The organism is Myxococcota bacterium, assembly GCA_039030075.1.
GTDB lineage: Bacteria > Myxococcota_A > UBA9160 > UBA9160 > SMWR01 > JAHEJV01.
Genome location: JBCCEW010000027.1, coordinates 57,487 through 75,582, shown reverse-complemented (window position 1 = coordinate 75,582; position 18,096 = coordinate 57,487). Strand labels below are relative to the sequence as shown.

Genomic DNA, 18,096 nt, shown 5'->3' with positions numbered 1-18,096 from the left:
TCCACGCCTGCTTCGCGCGGCACCGCTTGCAACCGCGCGACCCAGTCGCACGCTTCGATGTGGAGCGACCAGCGCTCGGGCCCGGACAGCGTCGCGACGGCGTCTCGCAGCGGCAGGCGTCCACAGTCCTCGAGGAGTTGGACGCCGGCGTCCGCATCGATCCCGAAACTCTTCGGCACCGGCAGGCCGTTTCGCTCGAGGAGGTCGCGGATGGGCTCGAGCGGAGGCTCGGGCGCGACGCCGCTCGGCCGCCCGGCTGGATCCTCGGGGGCTTCCACGCGGGCGATTGCCGTCGCGACCGGGGCGCCCGCGAGGGATACGCGCGCGAAGCGCCGCAGGGAGAGGTCCGCTGCCAGCCAGTCGATCTGCGTGGCCTCGAAGCCCGCTCGCTGGCAGAGTGCGTGGATCGCGTCTTCGTGGACTGCCTCGGCCGTCACGCGATCAGCCGAAGAAGAGATGGCACGCGAAGGTGGCGCCGGCTGCACCGCAGAGATCGCCGATCAGACAGGCGGGCAGGGCGTGGCGGACCTCGCGAATGCCCGCGGCGCCGCAGTACACGGTCAACACGTAGAAGGTCGTCTCCGTGGAGCCCTGGAGCGTGCTCGCCAGCATTCCGACGAAGCTGTCTGCGCCCTCGGCCTCCAGGATCTCGGCCATCACCGCGAAGGCGCCCGAACCCGAGAGCGGCCGCAGCAACGCCATGGGGAGCGCCGCGGCGGGGAAGCCGAACGCACTCGTCACCGGATCGAGGGCGGCGATCAAGAGATCGAGCGCCCCGGACGCGCGGAACATCCCGACCGCGACCAGGATGACCACGAGGTAGGGCACGATTCGGACGACGACATCCAGGCCCTCGCGCGCGCCGGCCACCATCGACTCGTAGACGCGCACCCCACTCCGAAGCCCGGCCAGCAGCAGGAGCGCCACCAGCAGCGGGATCAGCCAATGCTCGGCGACCTCCTTCGCGACCTCGGCAGGACTGCGGCCATCGGTGGGGAAGGCAATGCTCCAACCCACCGCCGCGACCAACAGTGCCGCGATGCCGTAGGCGAGGGCCGAGCGCAGCGGCGTCGTGTTCGGCTCGGGGATCTGCTCCTCCGCGCTCGTGTCGAACTCGGCGACCTCGGTGGGGCGCTCGGCATCGGGCAGCGGCTTCGCCGCGAAGCGCGAACGCCCGCGCAACAGGTAGTACGCGGTGACCGCACCCACGGTCGAACAGATCGTCGCGATCAGGGTGGGTACCCAGATGGCGCCCGGAGCGGCCGAACCCGCGGCAGCGCGGACGGCCATGGTGCCGGTCGGGGCCATCAGCGTGATCGCGGAGGTGTTGATCGCCAGGAACAGGACCATCGGGTCGGTCGCCACGCCGGGATTCGGATTCAGGCGGTTCAACTCGACCATCGCCTTCAGACCGAAGGGCGTGGCCGCGTTCCCCATCCCCAGCATGTTGGACGCCATGTTCATGATCATCGCGCCCATGGCCGGGTGATCGGCGGGTACCTGAGGGAACAGGCGTCGAAGCAGCGGCGCGAGGCCCCGGGCGATCGCGGCGAGCAGGCCGGCATCGCGCACGACGCGCATCACGCCGAGCATGAAGATCATGAACCCGGCGAGCCGGATCACGAGGCCGACCGCCGACTCGGCGCTCTCGAATCCGGCGGCCGCGACCGCCTTCATCTGGCCCGTGAAGGCGGCGTAGACCACCGCGATCAGCACGAGTGCGAGCCAAATGGCATTGAGCATGGCGCCCCCCATTGCGCCTTCGATTGCTCGGGCGCAGGCTCGGGGATAAGCTCGCGCGCGTCAATCCCCCCGGACCCTCATCGGCGCGCAGCCCTCGCGGCTGTCGCTCGGAATGCAGAGGCGAGGATGGCGGCGGTGGATTCGGTGGATTCGGCCTCGGCAGGGCGCGGCACGGCGGCCCGCCGTCCCGAGACGGTGCGACGCGGCGGCTGGACGGCGGTCTGGTCCTGGGCTCTGCTGCTGTTCGTGGCGGTCCCGGCCGGGGGCAAGGAGGCGGCCGGGGACGGGACCCTCGCGGCGGCGCTCGAGAGAAGCCTGTCCGCGCGTGCCCTCAAAGGCGCCGAGCTCGCCGTGCTGGTGGTCGACGACGCGGACGGGCGGGTCGTGTTCGAACGGCACCCCGATCGGGCCCTGGTCCCGGCCTCGAACTTCAAGATCCTCACCGCACTCGCCGCGTTGCGGGTCTTCGGCCCGACCCACCGCTTCGTGACCGAGGCGATCTCCGAGGGGCCGCCCGACGCGAGTGGCACCCTCCGGAACCTGTACGTGCGGGGTGGGGGGGACCCGGGCCTCACCTCCGAGGACTACTGGCGACTCGCCGCCGACCTGCGGCGCGCCGGCGTGCGGCGGGTGAGCGGCGATCTCGTGATCGACGACACGCTCTTCGACGCCGAGCGCTGGCACCCGAGCTGGCTGCCGGTCTCGGCGCGCGCGTACCACGCGCCGGTCGGCGCCCTGATGGCGAACTACGGCGCCTTCGCCGTGCAGGTCGGTGCCGGCGACGCCGAAGGCGACCCGGTCCGCATCACGGTCGATCCGCCCGTGCCCTTCCTGCGGATCTCGAACCAGGCGAAGACGCGCGGTTCGCGTTCGAAGCTCGTCGTCGACCGGCGAGCGCGGAAGGGCGGAGAAGAGGTGGTCGTCGGCGGACGTTGGCCCCGCGGACGCGAGAAGACCTTCCACCGCAGCGTGCTCGACCCAGGCAGCTATGCGGCCAGCGTCTTGCGCCTGCAGCTCGAGGCCGTCGGGATCGAGGTCGCAGGGACCACCCGCCGCGCGGTGGTTCCCGAGAACGCCGAGACAATCGTCGAGTTCGAGGGGCGCCCGGTGTCCGACGTCGTGCGGCGTTTCCTCAAGTACAGCAACAACCCGATGGGTGAGGCGCTGGTGAAGTCGATGGCCGTCGCCGATTCGGGGGCACCGGGGACCTGGTCGGCCGGGACGGCCGTCCTCCGCAGCGAGCTCGCCGCGATGGGGCTTCCGCTGGACGGACTCGTGATCACCGACGGCTCCGGGCTCTCGTACCAGAATCGCGCTTCACCGCGGCTGTTCGTCGAGGCGCTCCGGCGCGGTCGCCGCTCCTTTCTGTATGGAGCGGAGTTCGTCTCCGGACTTCCGATCGGCGGGAACGACGGCACGCTCGCGAAGCGCGCCGAAGAGGCCGATCACTGGGTACGCGCCAAGACCGGGTTGCTCACCCGCGTCACCGGGCTCTCGGGCCTCGCACGGCGCGCTGACGGGCGCACCCTCGTGTTCTCGATCCTGGTGAACGGCTTCCAGACGGGAGCACAAGACGCGATGGACGCCGTCGACGGCTTCGCGGCGGCCCTGGTCGGGCCGAGGCCCGGTCAGGAAGAGCTGTCGTCGCTGCCGTAGGCGTCGAAGACGAGCTGGGCGTACTCGACGGGGAGCGGCACGCCGCGGCGCAGCCGGCCATCGATGCGTCCGGGACCCCAGTTGTAGGCGAGCAGGGCCGTACGCACGTTGCCGTCGTAGCGGTCGATCAGCTGACGAAGATACGCGACGCCGAGCTTCACGTTCGACGTGGGGTCGAAGAGGGTCTGGGGGCCGCGCCACTCGACACCCACCGAGGGCGCCAGCCACTCGGCGGTGCTGGGCAGTAGCTGCATCAGGCCCAGCGCGTCGACCGGGGACACGGCGAAGGCGTGGAATCGGCTCTCGACGTGCATGACCGCGACCACCAGGGCCGGATCCAGCTCGTAGCGACGCGCCTCGATCACGATCGTGTCGGCGAGCTGGGACAGTTCGGCTTCCGAGAGGCCGCTGCGGACCTGGTAGCGGAGAAGGTGCTGGTGGACGGCTTCGCGCACCGGATCGGTCGGCGCGACCGCCTCCGCCGTTGCCGCGACCGGCTCGGGCGGGAGCGACATCGGAGGCCCGGTCGTGGGCAGCACAGCGCACGACAGGGTGCCCAGCAGCAGGCTCGACAGACAGGCGAGGGCGCGTCGCTGCATGGCTAGACCGTCCCCAGCGGCGACAGGCCCAGGGTCTGGATCGCCTGCCAGTTGTTGTAGACGGCGAGGCTCGTGGCCCCGATCACCACGCCGAAGAAGATGCTCTTGGCGACGTGGGGGATCTGCTCGGTGGTCAGCAGGAACGTCACCGAAAGCAGCGTGACTCCGCTGTCGATCAGCAATCCCGGCACGAGGCCGACCGACGAGAAGATCCAGTCGGCGAGGGGGTTGGCTTCCGCCACCTGCCAGCCCTCCACCGGTGCTCGCAGGCACAGGTAGGTGGTCCAGTGGTCGGCAGCCGACACCAGCAATGTCAGGATTGCCAGCAGATACAACGGGGGGGTCCTCCGGGACGCCATGCTACCTACCAAAGCAAGCGGCGTGCCCCGATCGAGGCGCGCGTCCAGGACGCGCAGAGAGAAGCAGACTTGCCGCCCAAGCTTGCCGGTCGCGGACGTCGCAGGCAACCGGCACCCACCTCGCAAGTGGGCAACCGATTGCCATCGAAGGGGAGGTCGCGAAATCGCCGACTCGCAGTACACGGCGAATTGCGGACGCACGAATCCCCGCGGGTGCTCCGGCTGTACGGCTCGGGAGCCCGCTGGCTTGGTTGGCGGAGGGCAGCCCGCGCGGGGGGCGGGCCGTACCCGGGATCAGCCCCGGGCGCCTCGCTTCATCTTCCCCTTGCCGAGCAGGAGCCAGTCCATCGAGACGTTCTCCTTGAGTGCAAGGGTGATCAGGAAATCGGTATGGGGCGTCGTGCCACTTTCGTACCGATTCACGTTCTGCTGAAAGACTCCCAAGTCGCGTGCGAACTGTCGCTGAGATCGGTCGCCCCGGACGTCCGCAATCCGGTTCGCGAGCTTGCGCTTCATTCTTTCGACAGTGGCCGTTGCCATAGGGTGACTACTCTCCTGGTCTCTGAGAAAAGAGGTGCCGAACCCTTCGCGCCTGCGTAGGTCGCGAGGTTTGCGCGTGCGATGAGGGAAGCTCGCGCCAGAACTTCGACACCGGGGTTGGCTTCCCGTTTCGACCGCAACTCCAAATCCGGTCGAAACTGGAAGCGTCGACGCGCACGGCGATGAATCGCGCGGCGCTGCAGCGCGCCGATTTTAACGGCGCTCTTTGGGCCAGCAAGCGGCCCGAAATGACTGACGGTTTCGTCACGGTCCCATGCGCAAGTGCATTCGTGCACTTTCGATACGTTACGAGCAACAGTGAGCGCCTCGCGAGGACACACGGGTGTGCAAGCGAGTCGAAACGGTGGTCGACGGTTACGAATGCGTGTCACGGGCGGGGAGATGGCCGGGCGCAAGCTCGCGGGCGCACCTGCCGGCGTGCGCCCCACCGCGGACAGGGTGCGCGAATCGGTGTTCGCGCGACTCCCCCGTTTGGAGGGCGCCCGCGTCCTCGATCTCTTCGCCGGGACCGGAACGCTCGGCATCGAGGCGCTTTCCCGAGGGGCCGCATCGGTCGTCTTCGTCGAGCGCTCCGGAGCAAGCATCCATGCGTTGCAGCGCAACTTGCGCGCACTCGACCTGACGGCCCGGTGTGACGTGCGCCGCGGAGACGTCGGCGGTGTCGTGCGAAAGCTGGCTCGGCTGGGCCATCGCTTCGACCTGGTGCTCGCCGACCCTCCCTACGAGGCGCTGGGGGAGCTGGTCGCGCCCCTGGCCGGGCTGGTCGACCAGGCCCTGCTCGCCCCCGACGCGACGCTGGTCATCGAACGAAGTCGGCGGCATGCTGTCCCGACCGTGCCCGGGCTGGCGCATCGCGACAGCCGCCGGTACGGGGACACCATCGTGGACTGGCTCGCGGTCGCTCCGGCCGAGAGCACGGGAGATTCGGACGCATGACCCACGAGCGTCGCATCGCGCTCTTCCCGGCGAGTTTCGACCCGCTGACCAATGGACACCTGGATATCGCCACCCGGGCGACACAGCTCTTCGACGAGGTCGTCCTCGCCGTGGCTCGCAACGTCGCCAAGACCGGCACCTTCGATCTCGAAGACCGGTTGGAGATGGTGGAGTCGGTCGCGGCGGGCAATGACGCCATGCGCGTCACCACCTTCGAGGGCCTGACCGTCGATTTCGCCAAGGAGATCGGGGCGCGGGCCATCCTCCGCGGTGTCCGGGCCGTGTCCGACTTCGAGTACGAGTTCGAGATGGCGCTGATGAACAAGCATCTGAACTCGGAGGTCGAGACGATCTTCATGATGCCCAGCCAGGAGTACTTCTACGTCAGCTCCTCCCGGCTGAAGGAGCTGACCCGCTTCGGCCGCGCGGTCGACGAGTTCGTCCCGCCCGTCGTCGCCAAGAAGCTGCGCGAGCGTTTTCAGTCCTGAGCCACGCGCCGAGTTCCGCCCGAGGCCCGCTCGACGTGCTTCGGGGATCCGTTAACCTCGCGGTGTCACATGGTTTTCGGCCATCCCGCACGGCGGGTGCCGGCTCTCTGGTCCACCCGTTTCCACCCCCACGAAGTGTCGCTCGCGACTGCACGCGGCGGCCTGGGTGGGCCGCGGACGGGGATTCGGTTCCGATCGCTGCGGATTGACCACCAGGGTCGCGGCCGGAGCCGTTGGAGAAGTCGATCATGACGGAAGCAGACGCGCGGGCGCCGCAGGTCCTCCTGGCCGTGACCGGCGGGATCGCTGCCTACAAGGCGCCCGAGCTGGTCCGTCAGCTCCGGCGCCAGGGCTATGCAGTCCGCTGCGTCCTGACCGAGGCCGCTGCCAGCTTCGTGAGCCCGTTGGCGCTCCAGACCGTTTCCGGCGAGGCGGTTCGACACGCACTCTTCGACCCGGCGGAAGAGGGCGAGATCGACCACATCGCGCTCGCAGACTGGGCCGATCTCGTGCTCGTGGCCCCGGCCACGGCCCACAGCCTGGCCCGCGTCGCTCACGGACTCGCGGACGACCTGGTCTCCACGCTCGTCCTGGCCACCCGCGCCCCCCTGCTGTTGGCGCCCGCCATGAACGTGAACATGTGGCGCCATCCGGCGACCCGGGCCAACGTCGCCCAGCTCAGCGAGCGAGGGGCCCTCTGGGTCGGACCCGACGCGGGGGAGCTGGCCTGCGGCTGGGAGGGCGAAGGGCGGATGTCCGACCCGGTCCGCATCGTCGAGCGGGTCGCCGAATGCCTCGGGCCGCGCGACTGGGTAGGCCGGCGGGTCCTGGTCACCGCAGGCGGGACCCGAGAAGCCGTCGATGCGGTCCGTTACCTGGGCAATCGGTCCTCCGGGAAGATGGGGTTCGCAGTCGCCCGTGAGGCAGCCCGCCGCGGCGCCGAGGTCGTGTTGGTCTCGGGGCCCTCGGGCGAGCCGACGCCCCCGGGCGTCCGTCGCCTGAACGTCGAGAGCGCCCTCGAGATGCGCGAGGTCGTCCTCGCCGAGTTCGAGGCCGCGGACATCGTGGTCAAGGCCGCGGCCGTCGCGGACTTTCGGCCGGCCGAGGCGTCCGACCGGAAGATCAAGAAGGAAGATCTCGCCGACGGGGCCGGGCTGGCCCTCGAGCTGGTGCGCAATCCCGACATCCTCGCCGAGCTGTGCACGCGGAAGGGAGACCGGTTGGTCGTCGGATTCGCCGCCGAGAGCCACGACGTGCTCGAGGCGGCTCGGCGCAAGATCGCCCGCAAGGGTTGTGACCTCCTGGTGGCCAACGACGTTTCCGAGCCGGACTCGGGCTTCGACGTGGACCGCAACACGGTCAGCTTCGTCGTGCCCTCGGGCGAAGTCGAGTCGCTGCCGCCGCTCTCGAAGAGCGAGGTCGCGGGGCATCTCCTCGATCGGGTCGCCAAGCTTCTGGACGACCGAGTTCTGGACGACCGGTCGTAGTGTCCAAAAGACAGGTCGAAGTGTCTGGAGGCACCGGCTGCCGTGATGGAGGATCGCTCGTGACGCGTCTCGCCCTCGCTCTCACCGGCATTCTGGCGTGGCTCCCGCTCGCGGCTGCCGCCCAGCACGTCAACGTGGTGACCATCGACGGGTCCATCAATCCCGCGTCTTCCGAGCACCTGATGCAGGCGATCGCGAAATCCGAGACCGATGGAGCCGCGGCGGTGCTCCTCGAACTCGATACCCCCGGCGGGTTGCTCGCCGCGACCAAGGACATGGTCCAGGCGATGCTGAACGCCGACGTCCCTGTCCTGGTGTTCGTCTCGCCGCAAGGCGCCTGGGCGGCGTCGGCCGGGGCCTTCCTCACGATGGCGGGGCACATCGCTGCGATGGCACCCGGCACGAGCATCGGGGCGGCATCGCCCGTCAGCGCGAGCGGCGAGGGCGGGGCCCGCGACGAAGAGGGCGGTCGTCAGGACGTCGGTGCCGAAAAAGCCGAGAAGTTCACGACGGCGTTCATCGAGTCGATCGCGAAGCAGCGCAATCGCAATGTGGAGTGGGCGGCGAAGGCCGTGCGCGAAGCCGAGGCGATCACGCAGGACGAGGCGCTCGAACTGGGGGTGATCGACATCGTCGCCAAGGACATCGACGACCTGTTCGCCCAGGTCGAAGGCCGCGAGGTCGAGCTGCGCAGCGGCCCGCACACGATCCAGCTGGAGGGCGCCGAGCGCCGGCGCATCGAGATGACGCCGCTCGTCGCGCTCTTCAACTTCCTGGCGAGCCCGAACGTCGCGGTGATCCTCGGAACCCTGGGGATGCTCTGCCTCTACATCGAGTTCAACCAGCCGGGCATGATCATCCCCGGCGTCGTGGGGCTCGTCTGCCTGGTGCTCGCCGGGATCGCCTTCCAGATCCTGCCGTTCTCCTGGGTCGGGCTGATGGTGTTCCTGGTCGGGATCGGGCTCATCGGAGCCGAGCTCTTCGTGAGCTCCTACGGCCTGCTCTTCGCAGCCGGCCTGGCATGCCTCCTGCTCGGCGGCACCATGGTCTTCGACATGCCCGAGATCAGCGATTTGACCGTGTCTTTCTGGTCGGTGCTCGTGCCAGTTGTAACGGCGTTCGGAATATTCGGCGGTATCGTCGTCTACCTGGTCGGGCGGACGATGATGCTGCGCCAGACTGCCGGGGTAGACGAGCTGATCGGCGCTACGGGTCGCGTCACGACGGATCTGGACCCCGACGGCAAGGTCTTCATCCGGGGCGAATACTGGAAAGCGAGCGCGCTCGACCGCGTGGCGAGCGGTGAGATGGTCGAGGTGATCGAGGTCGACGGATTGCATCTCCGCGTGCGACCCTCGCCCCGCTCGTCCTAGGTTCTCGCGGCTCTTAAGGAAGGGGGTGGATCGATGGGTACCGGTGTGTTGGCGGCGATCGTCATTCTCGGGGTGCTGTTCTTCCTCGGGATTCGAATCCTGCAGGAGTACGAGCGAGGCGTGATCTTCCGCCTCGGGCGCTTCCGTGAGGTGAAGAGCGCAGGCTTCAAATGGATCATCCCGGGCATCGACCGCCTGGTGCGCATCAGTCTTCGCGAGATCGTGATGGACGTGCCGCCTCAGGAGGTGATCACCCGCGACAACGTCTCGGTGAAGGTCAACGCGGTGCTCTACTTCCGCGTGCTTCACCCGGAGAAGGCGGTGATCACGGTCGAGAACTACCTCTACGGCACCTCGCAGCTGGCGCAGACGACCCTGCGCAGCGTGTGTGGCCAGGCCGAGCTGGACGACCTGCTCTCCGAGCGCGAGTCGATCAACCAGAAGCTCCAGGAGATCATCGACGACCAGACCGAGCCGTGGGGCGTGAAGGTCCGGGCGGTCGAGGTCAAGCAGATCGATCTGCCCAGCGAGATGCAGCGCGCAATGGCGCGGCAGGCCGAGGCCGAGCGTGAGAAGCGGTCGAAGGTGATCCACTCCGAAGGTGAATTCATGGCCGCGCAGCGCCTCGCCGAGGCGGCCCGGGTGCTGGCTTCGGAAGAATCGGCACTCCAGTTGCGCTACCTGCAGACTCTCTCGGAGATCGCGACCGAGAACAACTCGACGACGATCTTCCCGATTCCGATCGACATCCTGCGCCCCTTCATGCAGCAGACGTCGGGTGGCACCGCGCCGAAGTCGGAGGCCTAGCGGGTGGCCAAGAAAGGGCAGGGGGCGTCGACCGACGCCAAGGTGAAGCGTTCCGTCGCGCGCACGCTCGGCAACGCGACGCTCTTCCTGGTGATCCTCGGCGTCCTCGGGTTCTGGGGCTCGCTCGGGCTCTATACGCTCGAGCCCGGCCAGGCCGCGCTGATCCTGCGGCTCGGAAAGTACTCGGACACGGTCGCCCAGCCCGGCCTGAAGTGGACGCTGCCGCCCCCGATCGACACCCGCGAGATCGTGAAGGTGGGTGAGCTGCGCAACGAGGACTTCGGCCGCATCAACGACGCGATCGAAGCCTCGGCGGCCTCCGCCGCGGACGAGGCCCGCATGCAGACGGGCGACAACAACATCGTCCGCGTGAGCTACGCCGTGCAGTACAAGATCGGTGACCCGTACGAGGCGCGGTACAACGTCGCGGACCTCATCTCGGTCGTCCGCAGCGCGGCGGCGGCGGCCATGCGGGAGGTGGTGGGCCGCATGACGGTCGACGGCGTCCTGCGCGAGGAGCGCGCGGCGTTGACCTCGCAGGTCGAGACGAAGCTCACCGAGATTCTGTCGGCGTACGACGCCGGGATCGAGATCCAGTCCGTGGTGCTCCAGGACGTCCAGCCGCCGGCGGCGGTCCGGGCGGCCTTCGACGACGTCGTCGCCGCCACCCAGGACGCGAACCGGGCCGTGAACGAGGCCGAGGGCTACCGAAACGAGCTCATCCCGAGCGCGCGGGCGGAAGCGATCGAACTCGTCGAGTCGGCGAACGCCTACCGGGACTCCAAGATCGCCGAGGCCACCGGTGAGGCCGCGCGCTTCACGGCGCTCTCGGCCGAGTACGCGAAGGCAAAGGACGTCACGCGGAAGCGCCTCTATCTGGAGACGATGGAAGAGGTGCTGCCGTCGGTGGAGAAGGTGTTGATCGAACCGGGGACCAGCCAGGTGCTTCCCTATCTCCCGCTGGGTCAGGGGAAGGCCTCTCAATGAGAAAACTGCTGATCTTCTTCGTGGTGCTGATCGGTCTCTTGGTTGGTGCGATTTCGCTTGCCAACCTGGGGCTTCCCTCGCCCGTCGTGATCACGAAAGAGGGCCAGCAGAAGTTGATCCTGCTCTTCGGTGAGGTGCGCACCACCACGACGCCGGGCCTGTCGTTCATGATTCCATTCGTCGAAGAGGCACGAACCTACCCGGCGCGCTGGCTCCACAGCCGTACCGAAGCCGTCGAGATCCAGACGAAGGACGGCGAGCAGCTGCTCGTCGACAACTACACGGTGTGGCGCATCGTGGATGCGGAGCAGTTCCAGGCTTCCTTCCCGGCGGGTCGCGAGGCGGCCGAGCAGCGCATCGATCGCGAAGTGCGCGGTGCGGTCCGCGACGTGATCGGCAAGCACACGCTGGCGCAGGTCCTCAAGGATCAGCGAATGGCGATCATGGAAGAGATCACTTCGGTGTCGACCGGAGAGCTCGCCGATGAAGGCGTGCGCATCGTCGACGTCCGGATCAACCGGACCGAGCTTCCGAAGAGCACCGAGGATTCGGTCTTCGCCCGCATGAAGACCGAGCGCGAACGCCTCGCGAGGAAGAACCGGGCCGAGGGCGACGAGCGAGCGCGCCGGATCCGCGCCGAAGCAGACCGCGAGGCGCGTGTGATCGTGGCCAATGCGCGGCGCGATGCCGAGATCGCGCGCGGCGAGGGCGATGCCGAGTCGACCCGGATCTACGCCGAGTCCTACGGCGAAGACCCCGAGTTCTACTCGTTCCTGCGCAGTCTCGAGGCCTACCGGAAGTCGATCGACAGCCGCACCACTCTGGTGCTCTCGCCGGACACCGAGTTCTTCCAGTATCTGCAGGATCCGGAAGGGCCCAAACCGGCACCGCGCAGGCGACGCTGAGGCGGGACGGCGGACGCAGGTCCGGCGGTAGGGAACCGCCCCGCGTCAGACCATCATCCGCCTCGGTAGAGCAGCCAGAGGCCGAGGGCGGTGAAGCCGATCAGCAGCAGCCAGGGCGCCGCCACGCCGATGCCGAACCCCGCCGAGCCGATGAGGGCGAAGGTCGTCTGGAGCCCATAGTACGCTCCGACGACGACGATGCCCTTCAGCGCGGCGACCGCCAGGCTGCGCGAACGTTCGACCCCCATGCCGAGAGGGGCGCCGAGCAGCGCGAACAGGAGCACCGTCAGTGGGTCGGCGACGCGGGCGTGCCAGAGTGCCCGGTAGCGGGTCGTGTCGCGGCCATCGTGCTCGATCGCCTCGATGTAGCGGGAGAGCCCGAACAGGGAGAGATTGCGCGGGTCGGCGTCGAGCAGCGCCAGATCCCCGCCGAAGTCGAGCCAGGTCTCCGCCTCGGCCCGCACGCGCGGCGCGGCGGTGGTGTTCTCCGGCGAGAACTCCCGGAACACCGCGTTCACCAGCCGCCAGCGCTGGTCCTCGCCGATCTGGACTGCCTCGGCCTGAACGCTGCGCAGGAGCCGCCCCTGCCGGTCGCGTTCGTAGATCGTGACGCCGCGCAGTTCTCGTGACTCGCGGTCCGCCTCCTCGACGCTGAAGAGCGTCTCTCCGCGCTGGTACCAGAAGGCCCCACGCGACTCGAAGAGCTCCTCGCTGCCGCCGTGCTCGGCCGCGTCGAAGCGCCGGGCGGTATCGCGGACCAGGGTCTCGTTGAGCCACAGGGCGAGACCGGAGAGCAGCAGGGCGACGCCCAGGATCGGCGCGGCGAGGCGTCGCGGCGAGATCCCGCTGGCCTTCGTCGCCAGGATCTCTAGCGACCGCGCCGGCAAGCCGAGGCACAGGAAGGCCGCGCCGAACGACGCTACGGGGATCAGGAACGGCAGGTAGTACGAGGGCAGCCGCAGGAAGAGGTAGGATGCCAGCCCCCGGATCCCTTCCCCGTAATCGATGACGTCGTCGAAGTTCACCATCATCTCGATGATGGCGATGACGAGCATCGACACGGCGATGATCCCGGCGTAAAACCTCAGGTAGCCGAAGACGAAGTAGCGCGACAGGATGCGCACGGCGGGAGCCTAGCCGCAGGGGCGGGACGGGCGCACGCCGAGGGGCCCGGGCATACACCGGGGCGCTGGACGCGAGCAGAGGCGAGGATTCCAGGGTTGAGGATCTGGCAGGGCAGCGCAGAAGCTGCCGGACAACTCGAGCGTCCCGTCGTGACCGTCGGCAACTTCGACGGGATCCATCTCGGACATCGGGCCATCCTGGAGACGGTCGTCGAACGGGCTCGCGAGCACGGTGGGCAGGCCGTCGTCTACACCTTCGATCCCCACCCGCGGAAGGTCCTGCGCCAGGAAAGCGCACCCGCACTGCTCACGACGACCGAGCAGAAGATCGAACTCCTGGAGGCGCAGGGGGTCGACGCCGTCGTGATCGAGCCCTTCACCCTCGAGTTCGCGAAGACCGACCCGGAGGTGTTCATCCGGGATTGCCTCCACCATCGGATCGCCCCGACCGAGGTGTACGTCGGATACGACTTCCACTTCGGCCGAGACCGAAAGGGCTCGATGCGGCTCTTGACCGAGCTCGGTCCGCGTCTCGGGTTCGCGGTCACGATCATTCCCGAAGTCACGATGGACGAGGGCGACGTCAATTCGACACGGATCCGGGGGCTCCTCGCCGAGGGCGAGCTCGAAGTGGCCGGGCGGATGCTCGGTCGCCCCTACGCCGTGCGCGGTCGGATCGTGACGGGCGATCAGCGCGGCCGCACGATCGGGTTCCCGACGGCGAACCTCGACTCCGAGAACGAGGTGTTGCCCTCGCCGGGCGTCTACACGGGAGAGCTGCGGTTCCTCGACGCAGGGGAGCCGGGCCGCGAGTCTCGACTGCCGGTCGTCACCAACGTGGGACGGCGCCCGACCTTCAAGGACGGAGACGAGGTGGTCGCCGAGGCGCACGTGCTGGACTGGCAGGGCGACCTCTACGATCGGAAGGTGGAGCTGTCGTTCTCGTCGCGCATCCGCGCCGAGCAGAAGTTTCCGGGTGTCGACGCGCTCCGCGCCCAGATCGCGCGGGACGTCGCCGAGGCCAAGCGTCGGTTGGAAGCTTCCTGAGCGACCCGACGCCGATCCCTCGACCCGCAGGGCTGCGCGATCCCCGGATCTGGCTCGGGCTCGCCATCACCGCCGTCGCGTTCTACTTCGCGTTGCGGGGCGTCGAATTCCGCGAGGTGTGGCGCGAGTTTCGCCGTGCCGATTGGGCGCTCCTGCTCGCGGTCTCGATTCCCGCGCATCTGCTCGCCGTGTACCTGCGCGCCTTGCGCTGGAAGCACCTGCTGGTCGGGATGGGCGAACTCCCCACGCTGCCCGTATTTCGCGCGGTGGCGGTGGGCTTCATGGCGAACAACGTCTTCCCGCTGCGGATGGGCGAGTTCATCCGCTGCTGGCTCCTGGCCCGTGAGCGTGGGCTGTCGGCGGCCGCGATCCTGAGCACGGTGGTGATCGAGCGGGTCCTCGACACCCTCTGCGTGATCGGGCTGGCACTGGGCGTCATCGCCTTCTTTGGCGGCGAGGAGGTCGCGACCTGGCAGCGTGGCGTCCTCTGGCTCTCCCCTCTGGTCGTGCTCCCGGCGCTCGCGATCGTGGCGGTCCGGGCGGCTCCCGAGCGCAGCCTGGCCGTCGCTGAATGGGGCCTGCGTCCGTTTCCGCGCGGCCCGGCCGAGTGGATCCTCGAGCAGCTGCGCAGCTTCGCGGACGGTCTGGCATCGCTGCGGGGCGGGTCCCACCTGGTTTGGGTGCTTTTTCACTCGATCGGGATCTGGGTGGTGGTTTCTCCAATTCCGTTCCTGGCCGGCTTCTGGTCACTCGGCGTCGATTTCGGGAGCACGGAGCGGACCCTGGCGGCTGGCTGGATGACCTTGACCGCCGTGGGGGTCGCGGTGGCCCTGCCGTCGGCCCCGGGCTTCTTCGGGCTCTACCACACCGCGTGTCGTCTCGTGCTGGAGCGCTTTGGACTCCCGGCGGAAACCTCCGTCGCGATCGGAACCCTCTGCCACGTGGTGTTCTGGGTGACGCTCACCGCACTCGGAGCCTGGATGCTCCGCGGTCAGCGGACGCGTCTCAGCGAACTCGAACGCGCCTCCTGAAGCACCGCCGCGCCGCCTTCGGGCCGCGCCAGCGGTAAAGCTGGTCCCGCCGCGGGCCGATATTTCTGCGGGATCTCGCAGGCTTCCCGCGTCTTGGACGCGTTTCCCGGGAGCTGCGCGAGAGCCCGGCCTGAGATTGCGGAACTGGAGGGTTTCGGTGAACGAGCGGATCGGCGAGCTCCTGGTCAAGGAAAACCTCCTGACGGCGGACCAGCTTCGGGACGCACGGACGGAGGCGAAGGGCAGCGGCGCGCGGCTCGGGGCCCAGATCACGAAGCTTGGCTTCCTCGATGAAAACGAGTTGGCCGACTTCGTCGCGAAGCAATACGGCGTTCCCTCGATCAACCTCGAGGAGTTCGAGATCGATCGCGCCGTCATCGAACTCGTCCCGGAAGAGGTCGCGACGAAGCACAACGTGCTGCCCGTGAATCGCGCGGGATCGACGCTGATCCTGGCGACCGCCGACCCCTCGAACATCTTCGCCCTCGACGACATCAAGTTCCTCACCGGCTACAACATCCAGCCGGTCGTCGCCTCGGAAGAGTCGATCCGACGCGCCTATGACCAGTACTACGACCAGGCGTCCTCGCTCGAAGACGTCATGGGCGACTTCGACGACTCGGACATCGACATCGTCCAGGATTCCGACGATTTCGACATGGCCGAGATGGCGAAGGCGTCGGAAGACGCCCCCGTCGTCAAGCTGGTGAACCTGATCCTCACCGACGCGATCAAGAAGAGCGCATCGGACATCCACGTCGAGCCCTACGAGAAGGCCTTCCGCGTCCGCTACCGCATCGACGGCGTCCTCTACGAAGTGATGAAGCCGCCGATGAAGCTCAAGAACGCCATCACCTCGCGCGTGAAGATCATGTCCGAGCTCGACATCGCCGAGCGGCGTCTGCCCCAGGACGGACGCATCAAGCTGAAGCTCGGACGCGGAAAAGAGATGGACTTCCGTGTCTCGGTGCTGCCGACGCTCTTCGGCGAGAAGATCTGTCTGCGTCTCTTGGACAAGTCGAACCTGCAGCTCGACATGACCAAGCTGGGCTTCGAGCAGGAGCAGCTCGACGTCTTCAAGAACTCGATCCACCAGCCCTACGGGATGGTGCTCGTCACGGGCCCCACCGGTTCCGGTAAGACGACCACGCTGTACTCGGCCCTCTCCGAGCTGAACCAGCTCTCGGAGAACCTGTCCACCGCCGAGGATCCTGTCGAGTTCAACCTCGCCGGCATCAACCAGGTGCAGATGCACGACGAGATCGGCCTGAACTTCGCGGCCGCGCTTCGATCGTTCCTGCGTCAGGACCCCGACATCATCATGGTCGGTGAGATTCGAGACTTCGAAACGGCCGAGATCGCCGTCAAGGCGGCGCTCACCGGCCACATGGTGCTCTCGACGCTCCACACCAATGACGCGCCCTCGACCGTCAATCGACTCCTGAACATGGGCATCGAGCCCTTCCTCGTCTCTTCGTCGGTCAACTGCATCGTGGCCCAGCGCCTGGCGCGGCGGATCTGCGAAGAGTGCAAGGACACGGACGACGAGGTGACGACCGAGGCCCTCGTCGAGGCGGGCATGGACGCCGAGAAGGCGAAGGGCGTCACGCCGCACAAGGGGCGCGGCTGCCGGAACTGCTCGGACACCGGTTTCAAGGGCCGAATCGCGCTCTACGAAGTGATGGAGCTCAAGGAAGAGCTGAAGGAGTTCGTGCTGAATGGCGCTTCCTCGCTCGAGCTCAAACGCGAGGCGATGCGCCTCGGTATGCAGACCCTCCGGATGAGTGCGCTGACGAAGCTCGCCGAGGGTACGACGACCCTGAGCGAAGTCTTCCGCGTCTCCTCGGCTGACTACTAGGAGTTCCATTTCTCATGGCGAACATGCACCAGCTGCTGAAGGCGATGATCGAGAAGGGCGCCAGCGACCTTCACATCACGACCGGCACGGCGCCCCAGCTTCGAATCGATGGCAAGCTGCACCCGCTGCGGATGCCGCCGCTGTCTCCGCCCGAGACGAAGCAGCTCTGCTACTCGGTGCTCACCGACTCCCAGAAGCACCAGTTCGAAGAGATGAACGAGCTGGACCTCTCTTTCAGCGTGCAGAAGCTCTCCCGCTTCCGCGGCAACATCTTCGTCCAGCGCGGCAACGTGGCCGGGGCCTTCCGCGCGATTCCCTTCAAGATCAAGACCTTCGAAGAGCTCGGTCTCCCGAAGGTGGTCACCGAGCTGGCGCAGAAGCCGCGGGGGCTCATCCTGGTCACGGGCCCGACCGGTTCCGGGAAGTCGACCACGCTCGCCACGATGATCGACAAGATCAACAACGAGCGGAACGAGCACATCGTCACGATCGAGGACCCGATCGAGTACCTGCACCACCACAAGGGGTGCGTGCTCAACCAGCGTGAGGTCGGGGCCGACACCCACGGCTTCAAGCAGGCACTGAAGTACATCCTACGGCAGGACCCGGACGTCGTGCTGATTGGTGAGATGCGCGACCTCGAGACCATCGAAGCGGCCCTCACGGTCGCCGAGACGGGTCACTTGGCATTCGCGACCCTGCACACCAACTCGGCGGTGCAGACGATCAACCGCATCGTCGACGTGTTCCCGCCGTACCAGCAGGCCCAGGTGCGGGCCCAGCTCTCCTTCGTGCTCGAAGGGGTGATGTGCCAGTCGCTGCTGCCCCGGGCGAATGGTCCGGGTCGCGCGATGGCTCTGGAAGTGATGGTGCCGAACGCGGCGATCCGGAACCTGATGCGCGAGGACAAGATCCACCAGATCTACTCGGCCATGCAGGTGGGTCAGGAGCGCTTCGGGATGCAGACGATGAACCAGTCGCTGGCGAATCTCTACCAGCGGCGCCTGGTCTCGATGGACGATGCCATGGGCCGCAGCGCGGATCCGGAAGAGCTGCGGAACCTGATCGGCAAGGGCCCCGGAGCTCCCGGCGCGGGTGCAGCCCGTCCGACCGAATCCTGATGCTGCGCTCTTCG

At 67.8% G+C, this 18,096-nt stretch carries 18 protein-coding genes; 12 read left to right on the top strand and 6 right to left on the bottom strand.

What is annotated here, in order from left to right; all coding sequences use genetic code 11:
• Positions 1-437 (bottom strand): hypothetical protein (locus tag AAF430_22355; protein ID MEM7412991.1); only part of this gene is annotated, 437 nt, incomplete at its 3' end.
• A 4-nt stretch (positions 438-441) separates the two neighbouring features.
• The gene (locus tag AAF430_22350; protein MEM7412990.1) at positions 442-1,743 is read right to left on the bottom strand and encodes a nucleoside recognition domain-containing protein; all 1,302 of its coding nucleotides are present in this window, start codon (positions 1,741-1,743) and stop codon (positions 442-444) included.
• 135 nt (positions 1,744-1,878) lie between these two features.
• Here AAF430_22350 and dacB point away from each other — a divergent pair, with 135 nt between their 5' ends.
• Positions 1,879-3,399 carry a D-alanyl-D-alanine carboxypeptidase/D-alanyl-D-alanine-endopeptidase gene (gene dacB, locus AAF430_22345; GenBank protein ID MEM7412989.1) on the top strand — a complete coding sequence of 507 codons (1,521 nt, stop codon included), beginning with the start codon at positions 1,879-1,881 and terminating at the stop codon, positions 3,397-3,399.
• Here the strand turns inward: dacB and AAF430_22340 are convergent.
• The 3 genes from AAF430_22340 to AAF430_22330 all read right to left on the bottom strand — a co-directional run bounded on the left by AAF430_22340 (position 3,372) and on the right by AAF430_22330 (position 4,873).
• Positions 3,372-3,998 carry a lytic transglycosylase domain-containing protein gene (locus AAF430_22340; GenBank protein MEM7412988.1) on the bottom strand — a complete coding sequence of 209 codons (627 nt, stop codon included), beginning with the start codon at positions 3,996-3,998 and terminating at the stop codon, positions 3,372-3,374. The genes dacB and AAF430_22340 overlap by 28 nt on opposite strands.
• A gap of 2 nt (positions 3,999-4,000) precedes the next feature.
• Positions 4,001-4,333, bottom strand: coding sequence for a hypothetical protein (locus tag AAF430_22335; GenBank protein ID MEM7412987.1), 333 nt, complete (start codon positions 4,331-4,333; stop codon positions 4,001-4,003).
• Between the two features lie 318 nt (positions 4,334-4,651).
• Positions 4,652-4,873 (bottom strand): helix-turn-helix domain-containing protein, encoded by a 222-nt coding sequence (locus AAF430_22330; GenBank protein ID MEM7412986.1) that lies wholly within the window; start codon positions 4,871-4,873, stop codon positions 4,652-4,654.
• Positions 4,874-5,278: 405 nt separating this feature from the next.
• Here AAF430_22330 and rsmD point away from each other — a divergent pair, with 405 nt between their 5' ends.
• The 7 genes from rsmD to hflC all read left to right on the top strand — a co-directional run bounded on the left by rsmD (position 5,279) and on the right by hflC (position 11,901).
• A complete protein-coding gene (gene rsmD, locus AAF430_22325; protein MEM7412985.1) occupies positions 5,279-5,854 on the top strand; it encodes a 16S rRNA (guanine(966)-N(2))-methyltransferase RsmD in 576 nt (191 codons plus the stop codon).
• Entirely contained in the window at positions 5,851-6,342 is a 492-nt protein-coding gene (gene coaD, locus AAF430_22320) for a pantetheine-phosphate adenylyltransferase (GenBank protein MEM7412984.1), read from the top strand. The genes rsmD and coaD overlap by 4 nt, the downstream gene beginning before the upstream one ends.
• 248 nt (positions 6,343-6,590) lie before the next feature.
• A complete protein-coding gene (gene coaBC, locus AAF430_22315; GenBank protein MEM7412983.1) occupies positions 6,591-7,829 on the top strand; it encodes a bifunctional phosphopantothenoylcysteine decarboxylase/phosphopantothenate--cysteine ligase CoaBC in 1,239 nt (412 codons plus the stop codon).
• Positions 7,830-7,888: 59 nt separating this feature from the next.
• Positions 7,889-9,202: a nodulation protein NfeD gene (locus AAF430_22310; GenBank protein ID MEM7412982.1), complete on the top strand. Its 1,314-nt coding sequence runs from the start codon at positions 7,889-7,891 to the stop codon at positions 9,200-9,202.
• Positions 9,203-9,235: 33 nt separating this feature from the next.
• Positions 9,236-10,009 (top strand): slipin family protein, encoded by a 774-nt coding sequence (locus AAF430_22305; protein ID MEM7412981.1) that lies wholly within the window; start codon positions 9,236-9,238, stop codon positions 10,007-10,009.
• Between the two features lie 3 nt (positions 10,010-10,012).
• Positions 10,013-10,996: an FtsH protease activity modulator HflK gene (gene hflK / locus AAF430_22300; protein MEM7412980.1), complete on the top strand. Its 984-nt coding sequence runs from the start codon at positions 10,013-10,015 to the stop codon at positions 10,994-10,996.
• Positions 10,993-11,901: a protease modulator HflC gene (gene hflC, locus AAF430_22295; GenBank protein ID MEM7412979.1), complete on the top strand. Its 909-nt coding sequence runs from the start codon at positions 10,993-10,995 to the stop codon at positions 11,899-11,901. The genes hflK and hflC overlap by 4 nt, the downstream gene beginning before the upstream one ends.
• A 53-nt stretch (positions 11,902-11,954) precedes the next feature.
• Here hflC and AAF430_22290 read toward each other — a convergent pair whose 3' ends face one another.
• Positions 11,955-13,025 (bottom strand): LptF/LptG family permease, encoded by a 1,071-nt coding sequence (locus tag AAF430_22290; GenBank protein ID MEM7412978.1) that lies wholly within the window; start codon positions 13,023-13,025, stop codon positions 11,955-11,957.
• A 96-nt stretch (positions 13,026-13,121) separates the two neighbouring features.
• Here AAF430_22290 and AAF430_22285 point away from each other — a divergent pair, with 96 nt between their 5' ends.
• The 4 genes from AAF430_22285 to AAF430_22270 all read left to right on the top strand — a co-directional run bounded on the left by AAF430_22285 (position 13,122) and on the right by AAF430_22270 (position 18,082).
• Entirely contained in the window at positions 13,122-14,072 is a 951-nt protein-coding gene (locus AAF430_22285) for a bifunctional riboflavin kinase/FAD synthetase (GenBank protein ID MEM7412977.1), read from the top strand.
• Complete coding sequence (locus tag AAF430_22280) at positions 14,069-15,103, top strand: lysylphosphatidylglycerol synthase transmembrane domain-containing protein (GenBank protein ID MEM7412976.1); 1,035 nt, start codon at positions 14,069-14,071, stop codon at positions 15,101-15,103. The genes AAF430_22285 and AAF430_22280 overlap by 4 nt, the downstream gene beginning before the upstream one ends.
• Positions 15,104-15,260: 157 nt before the next feature.
• The gene (gene pilB / locus AAF430_22275) at positions 15,261-16,961 is read left to right on the top strand and encodes a type IV-A pilus assembly ATPase PilB (protein ID MEM7412975.1); all 1,701 of its coding nucleotides are present in this window, start codon (positions 15,261-15,263) and stop codon (positions 16,959-16,961) included.
• A gap of 14 nt (positions 16,962-16,975) precedes the next feature.
• Entirely contained in the window at positions 16,976-18,082 is a 1,107-nt protein-coding gene (locus tag AAF430_22270; GenBank protein ID MEM7412974.1) for a type IV pilus twitching motility protein PilT, read from the top strand.
• Positions 18,083-18,096 lie beyond the last annotated feature (14 nt).

Bases quoted from the DNA above. Each gene is read 5' to 3' on its own strand.
- AAF430_22350 (MEM7412990.1), bottom strand. From the start codon at position 1,743: ATGCTCAATGCCATTTGGCTCGCACTCGTGCTGATCGCGGTGGTCTAC.
- AAF430_22340 (MEM7412988.1), bottom strand. From the start codon at position 3,998: ATGCAGCGACGCGCCCTCGCCTGTCTGTCGAGCCTGCTGCTGGGCACC.
- AAF430_22330 (MEM7412986.1), bottom strand. From the start codon at position 4,873: ATGAAGCGCAAGCTCGCGAACCGGATTGCGGACGTCCGGGGCGACCGA.
- rsmD (MEM7412985.1), top strand. From the start codon at position 5,279: ATGCGTGTCACGGGCGGGGAGATGGCCGGGCGCAAGCTCGCGGGCGCA.
- coaD (MEM7412984.1), top strand. From the start codon at position 5,851: ATGACCCACGAGCGTCGCATCGCGCTCTTCCCGGCGAGTTTCGACCCG.
- coaBC (MEM7412983.1), top strand. From the start codon at position 6,591: ATGACGGAAGCAGACGCGCGGGCGCCGCAGGTCCTCCTGGCCGTGACC.
- AAF430_22305 (MEM7412981.1), top strand. From the start codon at position 9,236: ATGGGTACCGGTGTGTTGGCGGCGATCGTCATTCTCGGGGTGCTGTTC.
- hflC (MEM7412979.1), top strand. From the start codon at position 10,993: ATGAGAAAACTGCTGATCTTCTTCGTGGTGCTGATCGGTCTCTTGGTT.
- AAF430_22270 (MEM7412974.1), top strand. From the start codon at position 16,976: ATGGCGAACATGCACCAGCTGCTGAAGGCGATGATCGAGAAGGGCGCC.